The organism is Streptomyces sp. NPDC014623, assembly GCF_043088245.1.
In the GTDB taxonomy this organism is placed as follows: Bacteria; Actinomycetota; Actinomycetes; order Streptomycetales; family Streptomycetaceae; genus Streptomyces.
Map to the genome: position 1 here is coordinate 171,510 of NZ_JBIBZU010000014.1, position 14,627 is coordinate 186,136.

15 protein-coding genes are annotated in these 14,627 nt (G+C 70.8%); 9 read left to right on the plus strand and 6 right to left on the minus strand.

All coding sequences use genetic code 11. The annotated features are described in order from the left end of the window. Nucleotides 1–112 precede the first annotated feature (112 nt). From ACF1FZ_RS22850 to ACF1FZ_RS22870, 5 genes are all read left to right on the plus strand, one after another. Entirely contained in the window at nt 113–1,051 is a 939-nt protein-coding gene (locus tag ACF1FZ_RS22850) for a cellulose-binding protein (RefSeq protein WP_391775241.1), read from the plus strand. A gap of 90 nt (nt 1,052–1,141) precedes the next feature. Beyond that, the gene (locus ACF1FZ_RS22855) at nt 1,142–2,149 is read left to right on the plus strand and encodes an ATP-binding cassette domain-containing protein (RefSeq protein ID WP_391775242.1); all 1,008 of its coding nucleotides are present in this window, start codon (nt 1,142–1,144) and stop codon (nt 2,147–2,149) included. A gap of 5 nt (nt 2,150–2,154) precedes the next feature. Continuing rightward, the gene (locus tag ACF1FZ_RS22860; RefSeq protein WP_391775243.1) at nt 2,155–2,934 is read left to right on the plus strand and encodes an ABC transporter permease subunit; all 780 of its coding nucleotides are present in this window, start codon (nt 2,155–2,157) and stop codon (nt 2,932–2,934) included. Between the two features lie 136 nt (nt 2,935–3,070). Further along, nucleotides 3,071–4,210: an ABC transporter ATP-binding protein gene (locus tag ACF1FZ_RS22865; protein WP_391775244.1), complete on the plus strand. Its 1,140-nt coding sequence runs from the start codon at nt 3,071–3,073 to the stop codon at nt 4,208–4,210. Further along, entirely contained in the window at nt 4,207–5,073 is an 867-nt protein-coding gene (locus ACF1FZ_RS22870) for an ABC transporter permease subunit (RefSeq protein WP_391775245.1), read from the plus strand. Before ACF1FZ_RS22865 ends, ACF1FZ_RS22870 begins: the two co-directional genes overlap by 4 nt. A gap of 3 nt (nt 5,074–5,076) precedes the next feature. Here ACF1FZ_RS22870 and ACF1FZ_RS22875 read toward each other — a convergent pair whose 3' ends face one another. Beyond that, on the minus strand, nt 5,077–5,406 hold the full coding sequence (locus tag ACF1FZ_RS22875) for an ATP/GTP-binding protein (RefSeq protein ID WP_391775246.1): 330 nt from the start codon (nt 5,404–5,406) through the stop codon (nt 5,077–5,079). Nucleotides 5,407–5,622: 216 nt separating this feature from the next. Between ACF1FZ_RS22875 and ACF1FZ_RS22880 the strand changes: the two genes are divergently transcribed. Next, a complete protein-coding gene (locus ACF1FZ_RS22880) occupies nt 5,623–6,654 on the plus strand; it encodes an LLM class flavin-dependent oxidoreductase (protein ID WP_391775247.1) in 1,032 nt (343 codons plus the stop codon). A gap of 88 nt (nt 6,655–6,742) precedes the next feature. Here the strand turns inward: ACF1FZ_RS22880 and ACF1FZ_RS22885 are convergent, their stop codons facing one another. Next, complete coding sequence (locus tag ACF1FZ_RS22885; protein ID WP_203182494.1) at nt 6,743–7,135, minus strand: SCO5389 family protein; 393 nt, start codon at nt 7,133–7,135, stop codon at nt 6,743–6,745. Between the two features lie 257 nt (nt 7,136–7,392). On the opposite strand from ACF1FZ_RS22885, the gene nucS reads away from it, so the two are divergent. Beyond that, on the plus strand, nt 7,393–8,064 hold the full coding sequence (gene nucS, locus ACF1FZ_RS22890; RefSeq protein WP_104789156.1) for an endonuclease NucS: 672 nt from the start codon (nt 7,393–7,395) through the stop codon (nt 8,062–8,064). Between the two features lie 68 nt (nt 8,065–8,132). On the opposite strand, the gene ACF1FZ_RS22895 is transcribed toward nucS, so the two are convergent. The 4 genes from ACF1FZ_RS22895 to ACF1FZ_RS22910 form a co-directional block, all read right to left on the minus strand. Next, on the minus strand, nt 8,133–10,604 hold the full coding sequence (locus ACF1FZ_RS22895; RefSeq protein WP_391775248.1) for an ATP-binding protein: 2,472 nt from the start codon (nt 10,602–10,604) through the stop codon (nt 8,133–8,135). 210 nt (nt 10,605–10,814) lie between these two features. After that, entirely contained in the window at nt 10,815–11,138 is a 324-nt protein-coding gene (locus ACF1FZ_RS22900) for an STAS domain-containing protein (RefSeq protein WP_014154038.1), read from the minus strand. A gap of 241 nt (nt 11,139–11,379) precedes the next feature. Beyond that, nucleotides 11,380–12,228 carry a 3-hydroxyacyl-CoA dehydrogenase family protein gene (locus ACF1FZ_RS22905; RefSeq protein WP_391775249.1) on the minus strand — a complete coding sequence of 283 codons (849 nt, stop codon included), beginning with the start codon at nt 12,226–12,228 and terminating at the stop codon, nt 11,380–11,382. A 127-nt stretch (nt 12,229–12,355) separates the two neighbouring features. Next, the gene (locus ACF1FZ_RS22910; protein WP_391775250.1) at nt 12,356–12,997 is read right to left on the minus strand and encodes a TetR/AcrR family transcriptional regulator; all 642 of its coding nucleotides are present in this window, start codon (nt 12,995–12,997) and stop codon (nt 12,356–12,358) included. An 82-nt stretch (nt 12,998–13,079) separates the two neighbouring features. Between ACF1FZ_RS22910 and ACF1FZ_RS22915 the strand changes: the two genes are divergently transcribed. Together ACF1FZ_RS22915 and ACF1FZ_RS22920 are read left to right on the plus strand one after the other, a co-directional pair. Then, nucleotides 13,080–13,862, plus strand: a complete 783-nt coding sequence (locus tag ACF1FZ_RS22915; protein WP_391775251.1) for an ABC transporter ATP-binding protein — start codon at nt 13,080–13,082, stop codon at nt 13,860–13,862. 7 nt (nt 13,863–13,869) lie between these two features. Beyond that, on the plus strand, nt 13,870–14,619 hold the full coding sequence (locus ACF1FZ_RS22920) for an ABC transporter permease (protein ID WP_391775252.1): 750 nt from the start codon (nt 13,870–13,872) through the stop codon (nt 14,617–14,619). Nucleotides 14,620–14,627: the final 8 nt, after the last annotated feature.

Here is a 14,627-nt window from a genome sequence, read left to right on the forward strand (position 1 = left end):
ACTCAAAAGGGGTGTCATTCTCCATATCAAAGCGGCATCTTCACGTTGACACGCCGCTCCGGCCCCTAGGATTCCCTCTAACACCTCACCGGTCTCATTCGACAGGAACCCCATGAGCGACCCTTCCTCCCCCTTCGGCTTCGAGCTCGTGCGACGTGGATACGACCGCGGTCAGGTGGACGACCGCATTACCAAGCTCGTCGCCGACCGTGACAGTGCCCTCACCCGCATCACCTCTCTGGAAAAGCGCATCGAGGAGCTCCACCTCGAAACGCAGAACGCCCAGGCCCAGGTCAACGAAGCCGAGCCGTCGTACGCCGGCCTCGGTGCCCGCGTGGAGAAGATCCTCCGCCTCGCCGAGGAGGAGGCGAAGGACCTGCGTGAGGAGGCCCGCCGCGCGGCCGAGCAGCACCGTGAGCTGGCCGAGTCGGCCGCCCAGCAGGTGCGCAACGACGCCGAGACGTTCGCCGCGGAGCGCAAGGCGAAGGCCGAGGACGAAGGCGTTCGTATCGTCGAGAAGGCCAAGGGCGAGGCGAGCACGCTGCGCACCGACGCCCAGAAGGACGCCCAGCAGAAGCGTGAGGAGGCCGACGCCCTCTTCGAGGAGACCCGCGCCAAGGCCGCCCAGGCCGCCGCGGACTTCGAGACGAACCTCGCCAAGCGCCGTGATCAGTCGGAGCGCGACCTCGCGTCCCGTCAGGCGAAGGCCGAGAAGCGCCTCGCCGAGATCGAGCACCGCGCCGAGCAGCTCCGCCTGGAGGCGGAGAAGCTGCGTACGGACGCCGAGCGCCGGGCCCGCCAGACGGTGGAGACGGCGCAGCGCCAGGCCGAGGACATCGTGGCGGACGCGAACGCCAAGGCCGACCGGATCCGCAGCGAATCGGAGCGCGAGCTGGCGGCGCTCACCAACCGCCGCGACTCGATCAACGCCCAGCTGACCAACGTCCGCGAGATGCTGGCGACGCTGACGGGTGCCGCGGTCGCCGCCGCCGGCTCCCCCTCGGAGGACGACTCCGCCACCCGCGGGGTCCCCGCCCAGCAGACCCGCTGATCCGAGGCGCGTACATCAGCTGTACCCTTTCGCGTGCCCGGTTCCGCCCTTGTGGTGGCGCCGGGCGCGCGGCCGTTCTAGCGTGGCCGCATGATCGAGCTCGACGGCCTCACCAAACGCTTCGGCAGCAAGGTTGCCGTCGACCACCTGTCATGCCGGGTCAGACCGGGCATGGTGACGGGCTTCCTCGGACCGAACGGGGCGGGCAAGTCCACGACCATGCGGATGATGCTCGACCTCGACAACCCGACCAGCGGCACGGTGCGGATCGACGGCCGTCACTACCGCGACCTCCAGGAGCCGCTCAAGCACATCGGGGCGCTTCTGGACGCCAAGTCGATGCACGGCGGGCGCAGCGCGTACAACAACCTCCTGTGTCTCGCCCAGAGCAACCGCATCCCGGCGAGCCGGGTCTCGCACGTGCTGGACACGGTCGGTCTGAGCGCGGTGGCGAAGAAGAAGTCCAAGGGCTTCTCCCTCGGCATGGGCCAGCGGCTGGGCATCGCGGCGGCCCTGCTCGGCGACCCCGAGATCCTGATGTTCGACGAGCCCGTCAACGGTCTGGACCCGGAGGGGATCCACTGGATCAGGAATCTGATGAAGGCCCTCGCGGCGGAGGGCCGGACGATCTTCGTCTCCTCACACCTGATGAGCGAGATGGCCCTGACGGCCGATCATCTGATCGTCATCGGGCAGGGAAAGCTGCTCGCGGACACCTCGATGGCCGACTTCATCCGGGAGAACTCCCGCAGTTTCGTGCGGATGCGCTCCCCTGAGCAGGAGCGCCTGCGCGATCTGCTGCACGCGGAGGGCGTCGTCGCCGTCGAGCCGGGCGACGGCGCGCTGGAGATCGACGACGAGACCCCGGAACGGCTCGGTGAGCTGGCCGGCCGGCACGGCATCGTACTGCACGAGCTCAGTGCCCAGCGGGCCTCCTTGGAGGAGGCGTTCATGCAGATGACCGCGGGCTCCGTGGAATACCACGCCCACTCCGAACGCGACGGTGACCACCCACCGCAGGTGGGCCCCCACTGGGGCGATCAGTGGAACCAGCAGCAGACCGGTGGCGTCGCCGGCGACGGCACGAAGGGACTGTGACGGCGATGGCATCGGTACCCGCGGTCCTGAATTCCGAGTGGACCAAGATCCGTACGGTCTCGTCGACCACCTGGACGCTGATCTCCGCGTTCGTCGTCACCGTCGCCGTGGGCGCGGCCTTGAGCGCCCTGCTGAACAGCCAGTTCGATGATCTCCCGGCTGCCGAACAGGCCACCTTCGACCCGACCTTCGTGAGCTTCTCCGGCATGGTCCTGGGGCAGCTGGCCATGGTCGTCTTCGGTGTCCTGGTAGTGGGTACGGAGTACAGCTCGGGCATGATCCGCACCTCGCTCGCGGCCGTGCCTCAGCGCGGCCCGTTCCTCTTCAGCAAGATCACGGTGGCGGGTCTCCTGGCCCTGCTGGTCGGCCTCGCCACCAGCTTCGCGACCTTCTTCCTCAGCCAGGCCGTGCTCGGCGACCGCGGCACCGGCATCGGCGCGGAGAACGTACTGCGCGCGGTCTTCGGCGGCGGCCTCTACATGGGCCTGATCGCGGTCTTCTCGATGGGCGTGGCCGCGATGCTGCGCAGTTCCATGCTGTCGCTGGGCATCCTGATGCCGTTCTTCTTCCTCGTCTCGCAGATCCTCTCGGCGGTCCCCGGTGCCAGGAGCGTGGCCCGCTACTTCCCCGACCAGGCCGGCTCCAAGATCATGCAGGTGGTCCCGGACGCCATGAACAGCGACCCGGCGCCGTACGGGCCGTGGGCCGGGCTCGGGATCATGGCGCTGTGGGTGGTGGCGGCGCTGGCCGGCGGCTACCTGGTGCTGAAGAAGCGGGACGCCTGAGCGGCGTACGGAACGCCGGCGCTCCACGGAACGGCTTGGCCGGAACCGCCCGCGGCTGGTTATCCTCCTAACTCTTACGGGGGCGTGCGGCCGCGAGCCTGGGCCCCGACGACAGATAAGTCGATGGGGCTGGAGAATGATCGAGGCAGTCGGCCTGACGAAGCGCTACGGCGCGAAGACGGCCGTGCACAACCTTTCCTTCCAGGTGCGGCCAGGGGCCGTCACGGGGTTCCTCGGTCCCAACGGGTCGGGCAAGTCCACCACCATGCGCATGATGCTCGGCCTGGACCGGCCGACGTCCGGACATGTGACGATCGGCGGCCACGCCTTCCGCAGCCTTCCCAACGCGCCGCGCCAGGTCGGGGCGCTGCTCGACGCCAAGGCCGTGCACGGCGGGCGCAGCGCCCGTAACCACCTGCTGTGCCTGGCCCAGCTGGCGGGTATCCCGGCGGCCCGGGTGGACGAGGTCCTCGGTGTCGTCGGGCTGCAGGACGTCGCGAAGAAGCGGTCCAAGGGCTTCTCCCTCGGCATGGGCCAGCGGCTCGGGATCGCGGCGGCGCTGCTCGGCGACCCGCAGGTGCTGCTCTTCGACGAGCCGGTCAACGGACTGGACCCCGAGGGCATCCTCTGGGTGCGCAACCTGATGAAGCAGCTGGCGGCCGAGGGCCGTACGGTCTTCGTCTCCAGCCACCTGATGAGCGAGATGGCCCTCACCGCCGATCATCTGATCGTCATCGGCCGCGGACAGCTCCTTTCCGACATGAGCGTCACCGACTTCATCTCGGCCAACTCCGCGGACTTCGCCCGGGTACGCCTCCCGGCGGACCGGCCCGAGTACCGGGAGAAGCTGACCGCCTCGCTCACGGAGGCGGGCGGCCAGGTCATGCCCGAGCCGGACGGTGCCCTGCGGATCACCGGGCTCGAACTGCCCCGGATCAGCGATCTGGCGCATGCGTCGGACGTCCGGCTGTGGGAACTCTCCCCGCACCGGGCGTCGCTCGAGGAGGCGTACATGCGGATGACACAGGGCGCCGTGGACTACCGCTCGACGGTGGACGCCAAGGAAGGGCTCCAGCCGCCGCCCGGCTACGGACAGCCCGGGCAGGGGGGGTACGCACAGCCCGGCTGGACGCCCCAGCCCCCGCCGGAGGTCCCGCAGCAGGGCTGGTACGCCCCGCCGCCCCCGGGACAGAACCCGTACGCCGGCGCCCCGGCCCCGGCATCCGCAGCCACCGCGGGCACGACCGAACGCAAGACCAGCGAGGACCCCCGATGACGATGCCGGCGACTCCCCCGCAGGCGCACCAGGCCCCCCGGCACCCGCAGCAGGGGCCGTCCGGCCCGTCCGGCCTGTACGCCTCACCGATCCCCGTACGCACCCCCGGCCTCGGTGACGCGATCGCCTCCGAGTGGACGAAGATCCGCTCCGTGCGCTCCACGGTGTGGACCCTCGGGGTGATGATCGTGCTGCTGATCGGTATCGGACTGCTCACCGCCTTCGTCGTGAGCCTGTCGGACGCCTCCATGGGCAGGACCCCCGTACTCAGCCTCGGGTTCTTCGGGGTGCTGCTCGGGTCGATCTGCGTGATCACTCTCGGCGTGCTGACCATCGCGTCCGAGTACAGCACCGGGATGATCCGTACGACGCTGACCGCGTGCCCGAGCCGGGCCCGGATGCTGATCGCGAAGTCGGTGGTCTTCTTCCTGCTCGCCTTCACGATCACCACGGTGACCACCGGGATCGTCGGTGTCCTGCAGACGGCCATGCTGGACGGTGCCACTCCCGACACCGGCTTCTGGGTGCGCTCCACGGTCGGGGTGGGCCTCTACGTGGCCACGCTCGGGCTGCTCTCGCTGGCGCTCGGTGCGATCGTCCGGCATTCGGCGGGGGCGATCACGATCATGATCGCGGTGGTGCTGCTCCCGCTCGTGCTGGCGATGTTCATGTTCTCGCCGTCGCTGTCCGGTGTGCAGGAGGCGTTCTTCCAGTACTCGATCCCCGCCCAGCTCGGAGCGATGTACGACGCCTCGGTGACCATCTCGGGGTCGTCGGGCTGGGAGCCGCTGTGGATCCTCCTCGGCGTGACCGCGGTGGCCATGGCCGGGGCCTTCGTGTCGCTGGACCGGCGGGACGTCTGACACTCAGTAGCGCGGAGCGTTCCTGGACCGCTGCACCCGTGTGGTGCGGCGGTCCTTCGCGTTCCAGCAGGCCTTGTGCCAGTGCCTGCGGTCGTCGATCCCCCCGAACTCGGGCCAGGTGACGAGGTGCGGGACCCCGGACGGGATCTCCTGGTCGCAGCCGGGGCAGCGGTAGCGCTTGCCCGCCGCGCTCGCGCCGCTCACCGGGCGCACCGACCACTCCTCGCCCTGCCAGCTCTCGGTGGCGCCTCCCCCGCCGTACCGCCCGGTCTGCTCTCGTGCGTTGCCGAAGGGGCTCTCTCCGCCTCGGGGGCGGTTGCGGCGCGGGGACACGGGACACCTCACGGGGTGGCGGTACGGGCAGATCGTTCCGTCCAGCCTAGAGGCATCGTCCGGGGGCAGGCGCCGGGTGTGACGCGTGAGCGGGGAGGAGTGAGTGGGTTACCGGAAAATCGCAACAGCTTCGCCGTGGACCGTGCCTTTGGCACGTGTCGGACGTTGTTGCCGGTGGAGGGGGACAGCCGCGTGGCCGTAAGGAGGCAGTAGGCGATGCGCGTAGGAACGTTCGTACTGGCAGCCCAGTTCCCGGGCCAGGGACAGGGTGAGGCCCTGCACCGGGCCGTCAGATCCGCAGAGGTCGCGGAGGAGTCGGGTCTCGATTCCGTCTGGCTGGCAGAACACCACTTCGTGCCGTACGGGGTGTGTCCGTCCGCCACGACACTGGCTGCCCTGCTGCTCGGCCGCACCCGCAGGATCCGCGTGGGCACAGCGGTGAGCGTACTGCCGAACCAGCATCCGGTCATGCTCGGCGAACAGGCCGCGCTGCTGCATCTGACGAGTGAGGGGCGCTTCTCCCTCGGGGTGGGGCGTGGTGGCCCGTGGGTCGACCTGGAGGTGTTCGGCGGAGGTCTCGAAGCGTACGAGACGGGCTTCCCCGAGGCACTGGAGCTGTTGCTCGACTGGCTCGGCAAGCCCCGGGTGGCGGGCCGCGGGGAGCGTTTCGGCTTCCGTGAGGTGGCCGTCGTGCCCCGGGCCGACGAGCTCCTCGGGGACGGGCCGCCGGGGCCCGAGGTGATCGTCGCGTGCACGTCGCCGAAAAGCGTGGAACTCGCCGCCGAAAAGGGTTTGCCGATGCTCCTCGGGATGCATTGCGGTGACGAGGAGAAGGCCGGCATGGTCGCTCTGTGGCGCTCGGCCGCCCGGGAGGCCGGTCAGCCGGCGGAGGTCGTGGAGCGAGTAGCACATGTGTCCGCAGGGGTGGCGCAGATCGCCGACCGCCCCGCGGACGCCGTGGAGACGCTCGTGAAGGCGATGCCCGGCTGGCTGCGGCAGGGACTCGACGCCCATGTGACGGTCGACGGCCGTCACCGGGTGATGCGCGACCCCGTGGCGTACACGGAGTTCCTCTGCGGCCTGCATCCGATCGGCCCGCCCCGTCTCGCCGCGGACCGGCTGGCGGCCACGGCGGAGCGTACGGGCATCACCCGCTTCGCCCTCATGGCCGAGGGGTCGGGCGATCTCGCGGCGACGGAGACGAATGTGCAGCGGCTGGGCACGGAAGTGCTGCCGTTGCTGGAGTGACCCGTTCACGCCGGTGGTGCGGTGGTGCGGGAGCTGCCGCCCCGGAGCCAGTTGCACCTCCTGCGGCCCGAAGCGGCAGCAGAAGCGTTCAGCAGTCCCGTAGTTCGGGCGACTGGTTGAGCAGCTGGCCTCTCACCGATGTGAACCGGGCCAGCCTCTCGTCGACCGAGGTGTCCAGTGGGAACACCGCCACGCGGTGGCAGTTCTGGAATGCCAGGCGCACTCCGAAGTGGCGCTGCAGCGCGCCGCGTATCGCATCACTCGCGAGCGCACGCAGCAGCTGACCGCGTGCCTGCTCGTCCGGCGGGGGCGTCTGGTTGTCGGCGAACTCTCCGCCGTCGACCTTCAGCTGGGCCACCAGGGAGCTGATCATCTCCCACGCGTAGGGCAGGGAGGTCCGGACGCAGTCGACGAAGTCGGCTTCGTCGACCTCGCCTCGCTCGGCCTGTTCCAACAGCGCCGGTGAGACGTCGAGCGACATGGGTTCTCCTCTCGCGACCCCGACAGGTGGCCGGGGCCTTACGGGCAAGACAGGATGGCGACGCTGCGTACACAGACGGCGACCTCCTGCTTCCACGGTAAGGGCGCAGTCCGGGCCGCACCAGGAGATTGGGAACACAACCGGCCAGTATCGAACGGTCGCAAAGAGGGGCAAGCCAGATCGGCACCCGTGAAGTGGTGCACGGGGGACGTGCGGGAATCGCGTGGAGCCCGGGTGGTCGAGTAGCGTTGCCGACCATGCGTCTCGTCATCGCCCGTTGCTCCGTCGACTACGCGGGCCGGCTCACCGCCCACCTGCCCTCCGCCCCCCGTCTGATCCTGGTGAAGGCGGACGGCAGCGTCTCGATCCACGCCGACGACCGGGCATACAAACCTCTCAACTGGATGTCCCCGCCGTGCACCCTGAAGGAGGGCGCCGACGACAGCGAGGGCGTCTGGACCGTGGTGAACAAAGCGGGCGAGAAACTGATCATCACGATGGAGGAGATCCTTCACGACTCGTCCCATGAGCTGGGTGTCGACCCGGGGCTCATCAAGGACGGTGTGGAGGCGCACCTCCAGGAGCTGCTCGCCGACCGCATCGAGACGATCGGCGAGGGCTACACCCTGATCCGCCGCGAGTACCCGACCGCGATCGGCCCGGTCGACATCCTGTGCCGGGACGCGGACGGCGCGACGGTGGCCGTGGAGCTGAAGCGGCGGGGCGACATCGACGGCGTGGAGCAGCTGACGCGCTATCTGGAACTGCTGAACCGCGATCCGCATCTGGCGCCGGTGCGGGGCGTGTTCGCGGCACAGGAGATCAAGCCGCAGGCGCGGGTGCTGGCGACGGACCGTGGGATCGGGTGCCTGGTCCTCGACTACGACGCGATGCGCGGCATCGAGGACGACAAGCTGCGGCTGTTCTGACCCGGGGCTGTCGCCCCCTTGTGACGCCGTACGGGCCCGTTCTCCGGACCCGTACGGCGATTTCTTTTTCAGGCCATGGCCGGTGAGGCGGTACCGCTCTCCGTCGCCGAAGCCGTGACGGTCTCGACCGGTCCGCTCGCCGAGCCGGAGGTCTCCGGCTCCGTCGGAGTGTCCGTCGGGGTCGGCTCCTCGGTGGGCGTGTCGGTCGGGGTCCCGGTCGGGGTCCCGGACTCGGACTCGCTGGGAGTCGGGGGCGTCGGCTTCGTCCTCGTCGGCGAAGGACTGCCCTGTGACGGCGAGCCGCTGGGGCTGCCGCTCGACGGGGTGCCCGTGCCCGGGCTCGTCACGGGCCCCGAGGTACCCGGGGACGGGGTGGCGCTCGCGGAGGGGGCGGCGGTGCCGGACGGGGCGGCGGGGGACTCGGAGCCGCCACCGGCCGTGCCCTCGCCCGTGGCCGGGTCGTCGGCCGGCTCGTCCGCGGAGAAGCCGTTCCCGCCGTCGTCCTCGCTCGCCGACTGCTCCGTCGTGACGTTCTGCCCCTCCGGTTCCTCGCCTCCCGAGGTGGCGCCCAGTGTCACCACCGTGCCGAGCACGGCCGCCAGCAGCGCGCCCGCGCCCACCGCGACGAGGTTGCGCCGGGCGCCCCTGAGCACCCCCGTGCGCCCGTCGGCCGCGCCGGCGGGCGGCGGGCTCCGGCGGGCGACCAGGGTCGCGGCCGTCTCGGTCTGCCGGGGGAAGAGGGGCGTGGCCGCCGGGACGCCGGCGGGGGGTGAGGCCACCGGCGCGGCGTGACGCGGGGCCGTCGTCTCCTCGCCCGCCGGGGTGCTGTGCAGCGGTTCGCCCGAGCGGTCCGCGACGAGCGCGAGCGCCCGGCGTCCCGCCACCGCGCCCGCCTTGTCGGCGAGCGCCCCGCGCATGCCGATGGACGCCTCGAGCTCGGCTCTGGCCCGGTCCAGATGACCGGTGCAGAGCGCGAGGACACCCAGCTCATGGTGGAAATACGCCTCTTCGGCCACCTCACCGGCGAGCCGTGCGGCCTCCTGGCCGGCCCGGAGCGCCTTCTCCCAGGCGCCCCACTGCATCCCGGCCGCGAAGGCGGGAGCGGCGCTGCGGGCGAGCAGGACGGCCACACTCGCCTGTCCCGGCGCCTCGCCGGGGACGAGGCGGGTCATCGAGGCGAGGAGGGCATCCGCCTCGGCGACCGCGCGTTCCGGGGTGACGGAGGGGTGTCCTGCCCACCAGGTGTAGTGCTGGGCGGCGCTGCGGGCGTGTGCGTCCGCGCTCTCGCCGTATCCGCTCGCCTCCAGCTGGGCCAGGACGCCGGCGGCCAGCCGGTAACGGGGGCCCGCCGGGGAGAGGAGACCGACGAGAGCCAGCTCGCCCAGTGCGGCATCCGCGTGGGTGTCCCCCACGAGGGCGGGCAGATGCGCCTGGTGGGGCACCTCGCCACCGAGCGCGACGGCGAAGCGCAGGGTCTCACGGGCGGCCTCGCTCAGCCGGGAGGCGAGCAGGGCGGCGGGCGCCGCGCCCTCGCCGAGGCTGGGCAGCGGGAGGCGAGCCGGCTCGACCCGGCCGAAGGGCGCGTCGGCCGGGTCGTCGCCGTAACCCTCGAACGCCTCCTGGCCGGGGCGCAGGTCGTCGCGCTGGCGCAGCAGGGCACCGGCCTGGACGAAGCGCAGCGGCAGCCCCTCGGACTCGAACCAGAGGTCTCCCGCCCAGTTCGCCTCCTCCTCGGTGAGGGGGCGCTCCACGACGTGTTCCATCAGCTCGATCGAGGCACTGCGGCCGAGGCCGGCGAGGAGGACCTCCTCGAGGTTCGCGTCGGCCGCGGGCGCGGACGCGTCGGGGGCGGTGGCGAAGAGGAAGGCGCACTCCGGGGTGGCGTCGAGCAGCTCCTGGAGCGCGGCACCACCGAGCTCCAGGTCGTCGACGACGACGACGGCACCGATGGCGCTGACGAGCGCGAGGAGCCCTTCGCGGTCGGGCCGGTGCAGCGGAGCCCGGTAGACGGCCTCGAACAGCGCGTGGAGCAGTTCGGGAGCGCTCCGCTTGTACCCGGAGAGCCGCACGACCCCGTCAGGTGCCAGGTCCGCGCAGTCGGCGGCCACGGCGTCCAGGAGGGCCGTGCGGCCGGACCCGGCCTGGCCGGTGAGGCACACCGAGCGCCCCCGGGCGAGCAGGCGTACCAACCGCTCGCGCTCCTCCTGGCGTTCGAGGAGGGGCATCTGCGGTGCGGGCGGCCCGGGAGGCACGGGCGGCGCGGCGGCGCGCTCACGCTCCGCACGCTGGGCGGCGGTGTGGCGTACGGGCGTGCCGGGCCGCTCCCCCGGCCGGCAGGGCTCGATCTCGCTGCCGTCGACCGGATTGACGGTGAGCAGGAAGTCGCCCGTCGTCAGCTGTACCGTGCGGGACTGCTGGGGTGTCTGGTGCCCGAAGTCGGGCGTCAGCGGATCGCGGGACTGCCGTCGCCGCCCGCCGTCCTCACCGGAAGGACCGTTGCCGTGACCGTGCTCTTCCGGTCCCCGATTGGTCGGGTCCATCGTCAAAGTCCCCCAGACGCGCAGCGCGCGGTAGTCCCTCCGGCCTCGCACGCCCGATGCCGCTCCCGGTCCGGTGTCCGCCAGCGGGTCCTCGTCGGTCGGCGGACGGCCGAACCCTAAACCTTCGCACAGTATCCACGAACCGGCGGGGGGCCGCGCCGTCCCTCACGTCACGTTCTCGTGAGGATTGTGCGTAGGCCGCCACCGCGTTCAGACGCGCGGCAGGGAGTCCGCGGCGAGCCCGCCCTCGATGGCCAGGATCCTGTGCAGCCTCGTCGCCACCAGCAGACGCTGCATCTGCGGCGGGACACCGCGCAGCACCAGCCGCCGGCCGGCCCGGCCGGCTCTGCGGTGCGCGCCCATGATGACGCCGAGTCCGGTGGCGTCCCACGAGTCCAGCTCGGTCAGGTTCAGCACGAGGTCGCCGGCCCCGTCGTCGACGGCCGAGTGCAGAACCGTACGGGCGTCCGCCGCGCTTCGGACGTCGAGGCGGCCCCCGACGACCAGCTCGGCGTGGTCGCCCCTGATGTGCATATGCGCTCCCCGGAAGTACTCCGCGTGGTCGGTCTGTCTCGTTTTCCCTCTGTCTCTGCCACAACTGACGGCCGCAGCGACAGGGAAGTTGCCGTCTGTGAGCGAACCGATACCGAATTCACCCCGAGGAGTGAAGCAGGTCCGGTGGCCCCCCACTGGATCCGGGCGCCGGGCGGCACCGGATCCCGGCTCCCCGGGCCTGATTGACGGCACATCAGACGGCCCGGGGCCCCGGTCGTGATCAGTAGGTGTAGAAGCCTTGCCCGCTCTTGCGCCCGATGTCACCCGCGTCGACCATCCGGCGCATCAGTTCGGGAGCGGCGAACTTCTCGTCCTGGGACTCGGTGTAGATGTTGCCCGTGGCGTGCAGGAGGATGTCCACGCCGGTCATGTCGGCCGTGGCGAGCGGACCCATCGCGTGGCCGAAGCCCAGCTTGCAGGCGGTGTCGATGTCCTCGGCCGAGGCGACGCCCGACTCGTACAGCTTGGCCGCCTCGACGACCAGCGCCGAGATCAGCCGGGTGGTGACGAAGCCCGCGACGTCGCGGTTGACGACGATGCAGGTCTTGCCCACGGACTCGGCGAACTCCCGTGCGGCGGCGAGGGTTTCGTCGCTGGTCTTGTATCCGCGCACCAGCTCGCAGAGCTGCATCATCGGGACCGGCGAGAAGAAGTGCACACCGACGACCCGCTCCGGGTGCTCCGTCACGGCCGCGATCTTGGTGATCGGGATGGCGGAGGTGTTGGAGGCGAGGACGGCGTCCTGCCGTACGAGCTTGTCGAGCGTACGGAAGATCTCGTGCTTGACCTCGAGCTTCTCGAAGACGGCCTCGACGACGACGTCCGCGTCGGCCACCGCGTCGAGGTCGGTGGTCGTGGTGATCCGGGCGAGCGCGGCCTCGGCGTCGGCCGCCTCCAGCTTGCCCTTGGCGACGAACTTGCCGTAACTGGCCTCGATGCCGCCGCGCCCACGGGCCAGGGCCTCGTCGGTGACATCACGCAGCACGACGTCCCAGCCCGCCTGGGCGGAGACCTGCGCGATACCGGACCCCATGAGTCCGGCGCCGATGACGGCGAGCTTCCTGGCCACGTTTCGCACCCCAATACCTGTCGGTTGTCCGCATGCTCTCCGGCGGAGATTAGTACCCGTGAGGGGCCAGGAGGCCGCGAAGAGATGCGCGTCACGTCTCACATGACGGACATCACACCGGCCGGTGTCACGCGACGGCGCGTCGTGCGTAGTTGAGCACCTTCTCACCGAGGAGGTCCTCCATGTCGTCGAGCAGGACGAGCGCGTCGCGTGAGACCTCGCCGGTTCCGCGCCCCGCGACCATCTCGCCGCCGATGTACGCCATGAGCGTGCTGTGGACCCAGGAGAGCTGACCGGCCACCAGGACCGGGGTCCGGTCACCCCGGTCCGCCCCGGACTCCTCCCGCAGGGTCTCCTCCAGGTGCAGCTGCGCCTCCTGACCGATGTGCCAGAGGCGGGCCTTGAGGCTGTCGGCGCCCTCGATGACCCGCATGAAGCTCGCGTACCCGTCCATGAGGCCGACCGTCGGCGAGACGCCCTCCACCTGGATCCGCAGCTCACCCAGAACGGCCTCGGCGGCGGACTCCCCCTCGCCCCGGCCACGGACATAGCGCGAGAGCCGGTCGACGATGCCACGGCTGCGGTCCAGGAAGAGGTCCTCCTTGGCCGGGAAGTAGTTGTACACCGTGTTCACCGAGACGTCGGCGGCCTGGGCGATCTCGGCGATCGTGACCGCGTCGAACCCCCGCTCCACGAAGAGCCCGGTGGCCACGTCCGAGAGGTGCTGTCTCGTCCGGCGCTTCTTCCGCTCCCTCAGTCCCTCAGCCATGGCCCCATCCTACGGATCCCATGGTGCCGTTTAAATTTTGGGGACATTGCATTTTTTAAGTCATTCTGTTTTCCTGTTCCCCATGCCGATCATCAGCACCTCCGGGCTGGCCCGGACCTTCACGGCCAAGGCGGGGCCGGTACACGCCGTGCGTTCGGTCGACCTGACCGTCATGCCGGGCGAGATCGTCGGTCTCCTCGGCCCCAACGGCGCGGGCAAGACCACCACGCTGCGCATGCTCACCACGCTGCTCGCCCCCACGGGCGGTGCGGCCACCGTCGCGGGCTGCGACCTCGCCGGGAATCCGGCGGGAGTCCGCGAGAAGTGCGGTTACGTCGCCCAGTCCGGCGGGGTGGACCCGCACGTCACCGTGCGGGAGGAGCTCGTCACCCAGGGGCGCCTGTACCGGCTGAGCAGGACCGACGCGCTCGCGCGTGCGGCGGAGCTGGCCGGACGACTCGGCCTCGGTGACCTGCTCGACCGGAAGACGGCCGCGCTCTCCGGCGGCCAGCGCCGTCGTCTCGACATCGCGATGGGCCTCACCCACCGTCCGCCCGTGCTCTTCCTCGACGAGCCGACCACCGGACTCGACCCCGGCAGCCGGGAGGACCTGTGGGACCTCGTCCGGGGGTTGCGGGACGACTCCGGCACGACGGTGGTGCTCACCACCCACTACCTCGACGAGGCCGACGCCCTCGCGGACCGGCTGGTCGTCATCGACGGCGGCCTGGTCGTCGCCGAGGGCGCGCCGGCCGCGCTCAAGACCGAGCACGCCGGGTCGCCCGACGCCTCGCTCCACGACACCTTCCTCGCGATCACCGGGCGGGTCCCGGCCGCCGCCGAGGCCGCCCCCGTCGCCGTATAGGACCGCCATGCTTCTCCACGACACCTCGCTGATCTTCGGCCGGTACGTCCGGCAGACCCTGCGCTCCCGGTTCCAGATCTTCTTCGGGATCCTGATGCCGCTGCTCCACCTGCTCTTCTTCGGCCCGCTGCTCACGAGCCTCCCGCTCGGCTCCTCCGGTGACTCCTGGCAGGTCCTGGTACCCGGCCTGCTCCTCCAACTGGGCCTTCTGGGAGCCTCGTTCGCCGGTTTCTCGATCATCATCGAGAAGTCGACGGGGGTGATCGAGCGCATGCGGGTGACCCCCGTCAGCCGCCTGGCCCTCCTGCTGGGGCGGGTCCTGCGTGACGCCCTGCTGTTCGTGTTCCAGGCCGTCCTGCTGGTCCTCGCCGCACTGGTCATGGGACTGCGCGCGCCCCTGGCCGGGGTCCTCATCGGCTTCGCGTTCGTCGGCCTGCTCACCGTGTCGCTGGCCTCGCTGTCCTACGCGCTGGCGATGAAGGTGCGTACGCCCCAGGAGTTCGGGCCGGTGATCAATTCGCTCACCACGCCGGCCGTGCTGCTCTCCGGCCTGATGCTCCCGATGACGCTCGGCCCCGCGTGGCTGGACGTCCTGTCGCACTTCACGCCGTTCCGCTACCTCGTGGACGCGGTGCGGGACGCGTACGTCGGCTCGTACGCCACGGCGCACATGCTGTACGGAGTCCTGGTGGCGCTCACGTTCGCCCTTCTGGCTGTGACGGTGGGCACGCGCGTCTTCCGCAGGGCCGGGGCGTAACTACGCTG

Bases quoted from the DNA above. Each gene is read 5' to 3' on its own strand.
- ACF1FZ_RS22865 (WP_391775244.1), top strand. From the start codon at position 3,071: ATGATCGAGGCAGTCGGCCTGACGAAGCGCTACGGCGCGAAGACGGCC.
- nucS (WP_104789156.1), top strand. From the start codon at position 7,393: ATGCGTCTCGTCATCGCCCGTTGCTCCGTCGACTACGCGGGCCGGCTC.
- ACF1FZ_RS22855 (WP_391775242.1), top strand. From the start codon at position 1,142: ATGATCGAGCTCGACGGCCTCACCAAACGCTTCGGCAGCAAGGTTGCC.
- ACF1FZ_RS22870 (WP_391775245.1), top strand. From the start codon at position 4,207: ATGACGATGCCGGCGACTCCCCCGCAGGCGCACCAGGCCCCCCGGCAC.
- ACF1FZ_RS22885 (WP_203182494.1), bottom strand. From the start codon at position 7,135: ATGTCGCTCGACGTCTCACCGGCGCTGTTGGAACAGGCCGAGCGAGGC.
- ACF1FZ_RS22880 (WP_391775247.1), top strand. From the start codon at position 5,623: ATGCGCGTAGGAACGTTCGTACTGGCAGCCCAGTTCCCGGGCCAGGGA.
- ACF1FZ_RS22860 (WP_391775243.1), top strand. From the start codon at position 2,155: ATGGCATCGGTACCCGCGGTCCTGAATTCCGAGTGGACCAAGATCCGT.
- ACF1FZ_RS22850 (WP_391775241.1), top strand. From the start codon at position 113: ATGAGCGACCCTTCCTCCCCCTTCGGCTTCGAGCTCGTGCGACGTGGA.
- ACF1FZ_RS22910 (WP_391775250.1), bottom strand. From the start codon at position 12,997: ATGGCTGAGGGACTGAGGGAGCGGAAGAAGCGCCGGACGAGACAGCAC.
- ACF1FZ_RS22920 (WP_391775252.1), top strand. From the start codon at position 13,870: ATGCTTCTCCACGACACCTCGCTGATCTTCGGCCGGTACGTCCGGCAG.
- ACF1FZ_RS22895 (WP_391775248.1), bottom strand. From the start codon at position 10,604: ATGGACCCGACCAATCGGGGACCGGAAGAGCACGGTCACGGCAACGGT.
- ACF1FZ_RS22900 (WP_014154038.1), bottom strand. From the start codon at position 11,138: ATGCACATCAGGGGCGACCACGCCGAGCTGGTCGTCGGGGGCCGCCTC.
- ACF1FZ_RS22915 (WP_391775251.1), top strand. From the start codon at position 13,080: ATGCCGATCATCAGCACCTCCGGGCTGGCCCGGACCTTCACGGCCAAG.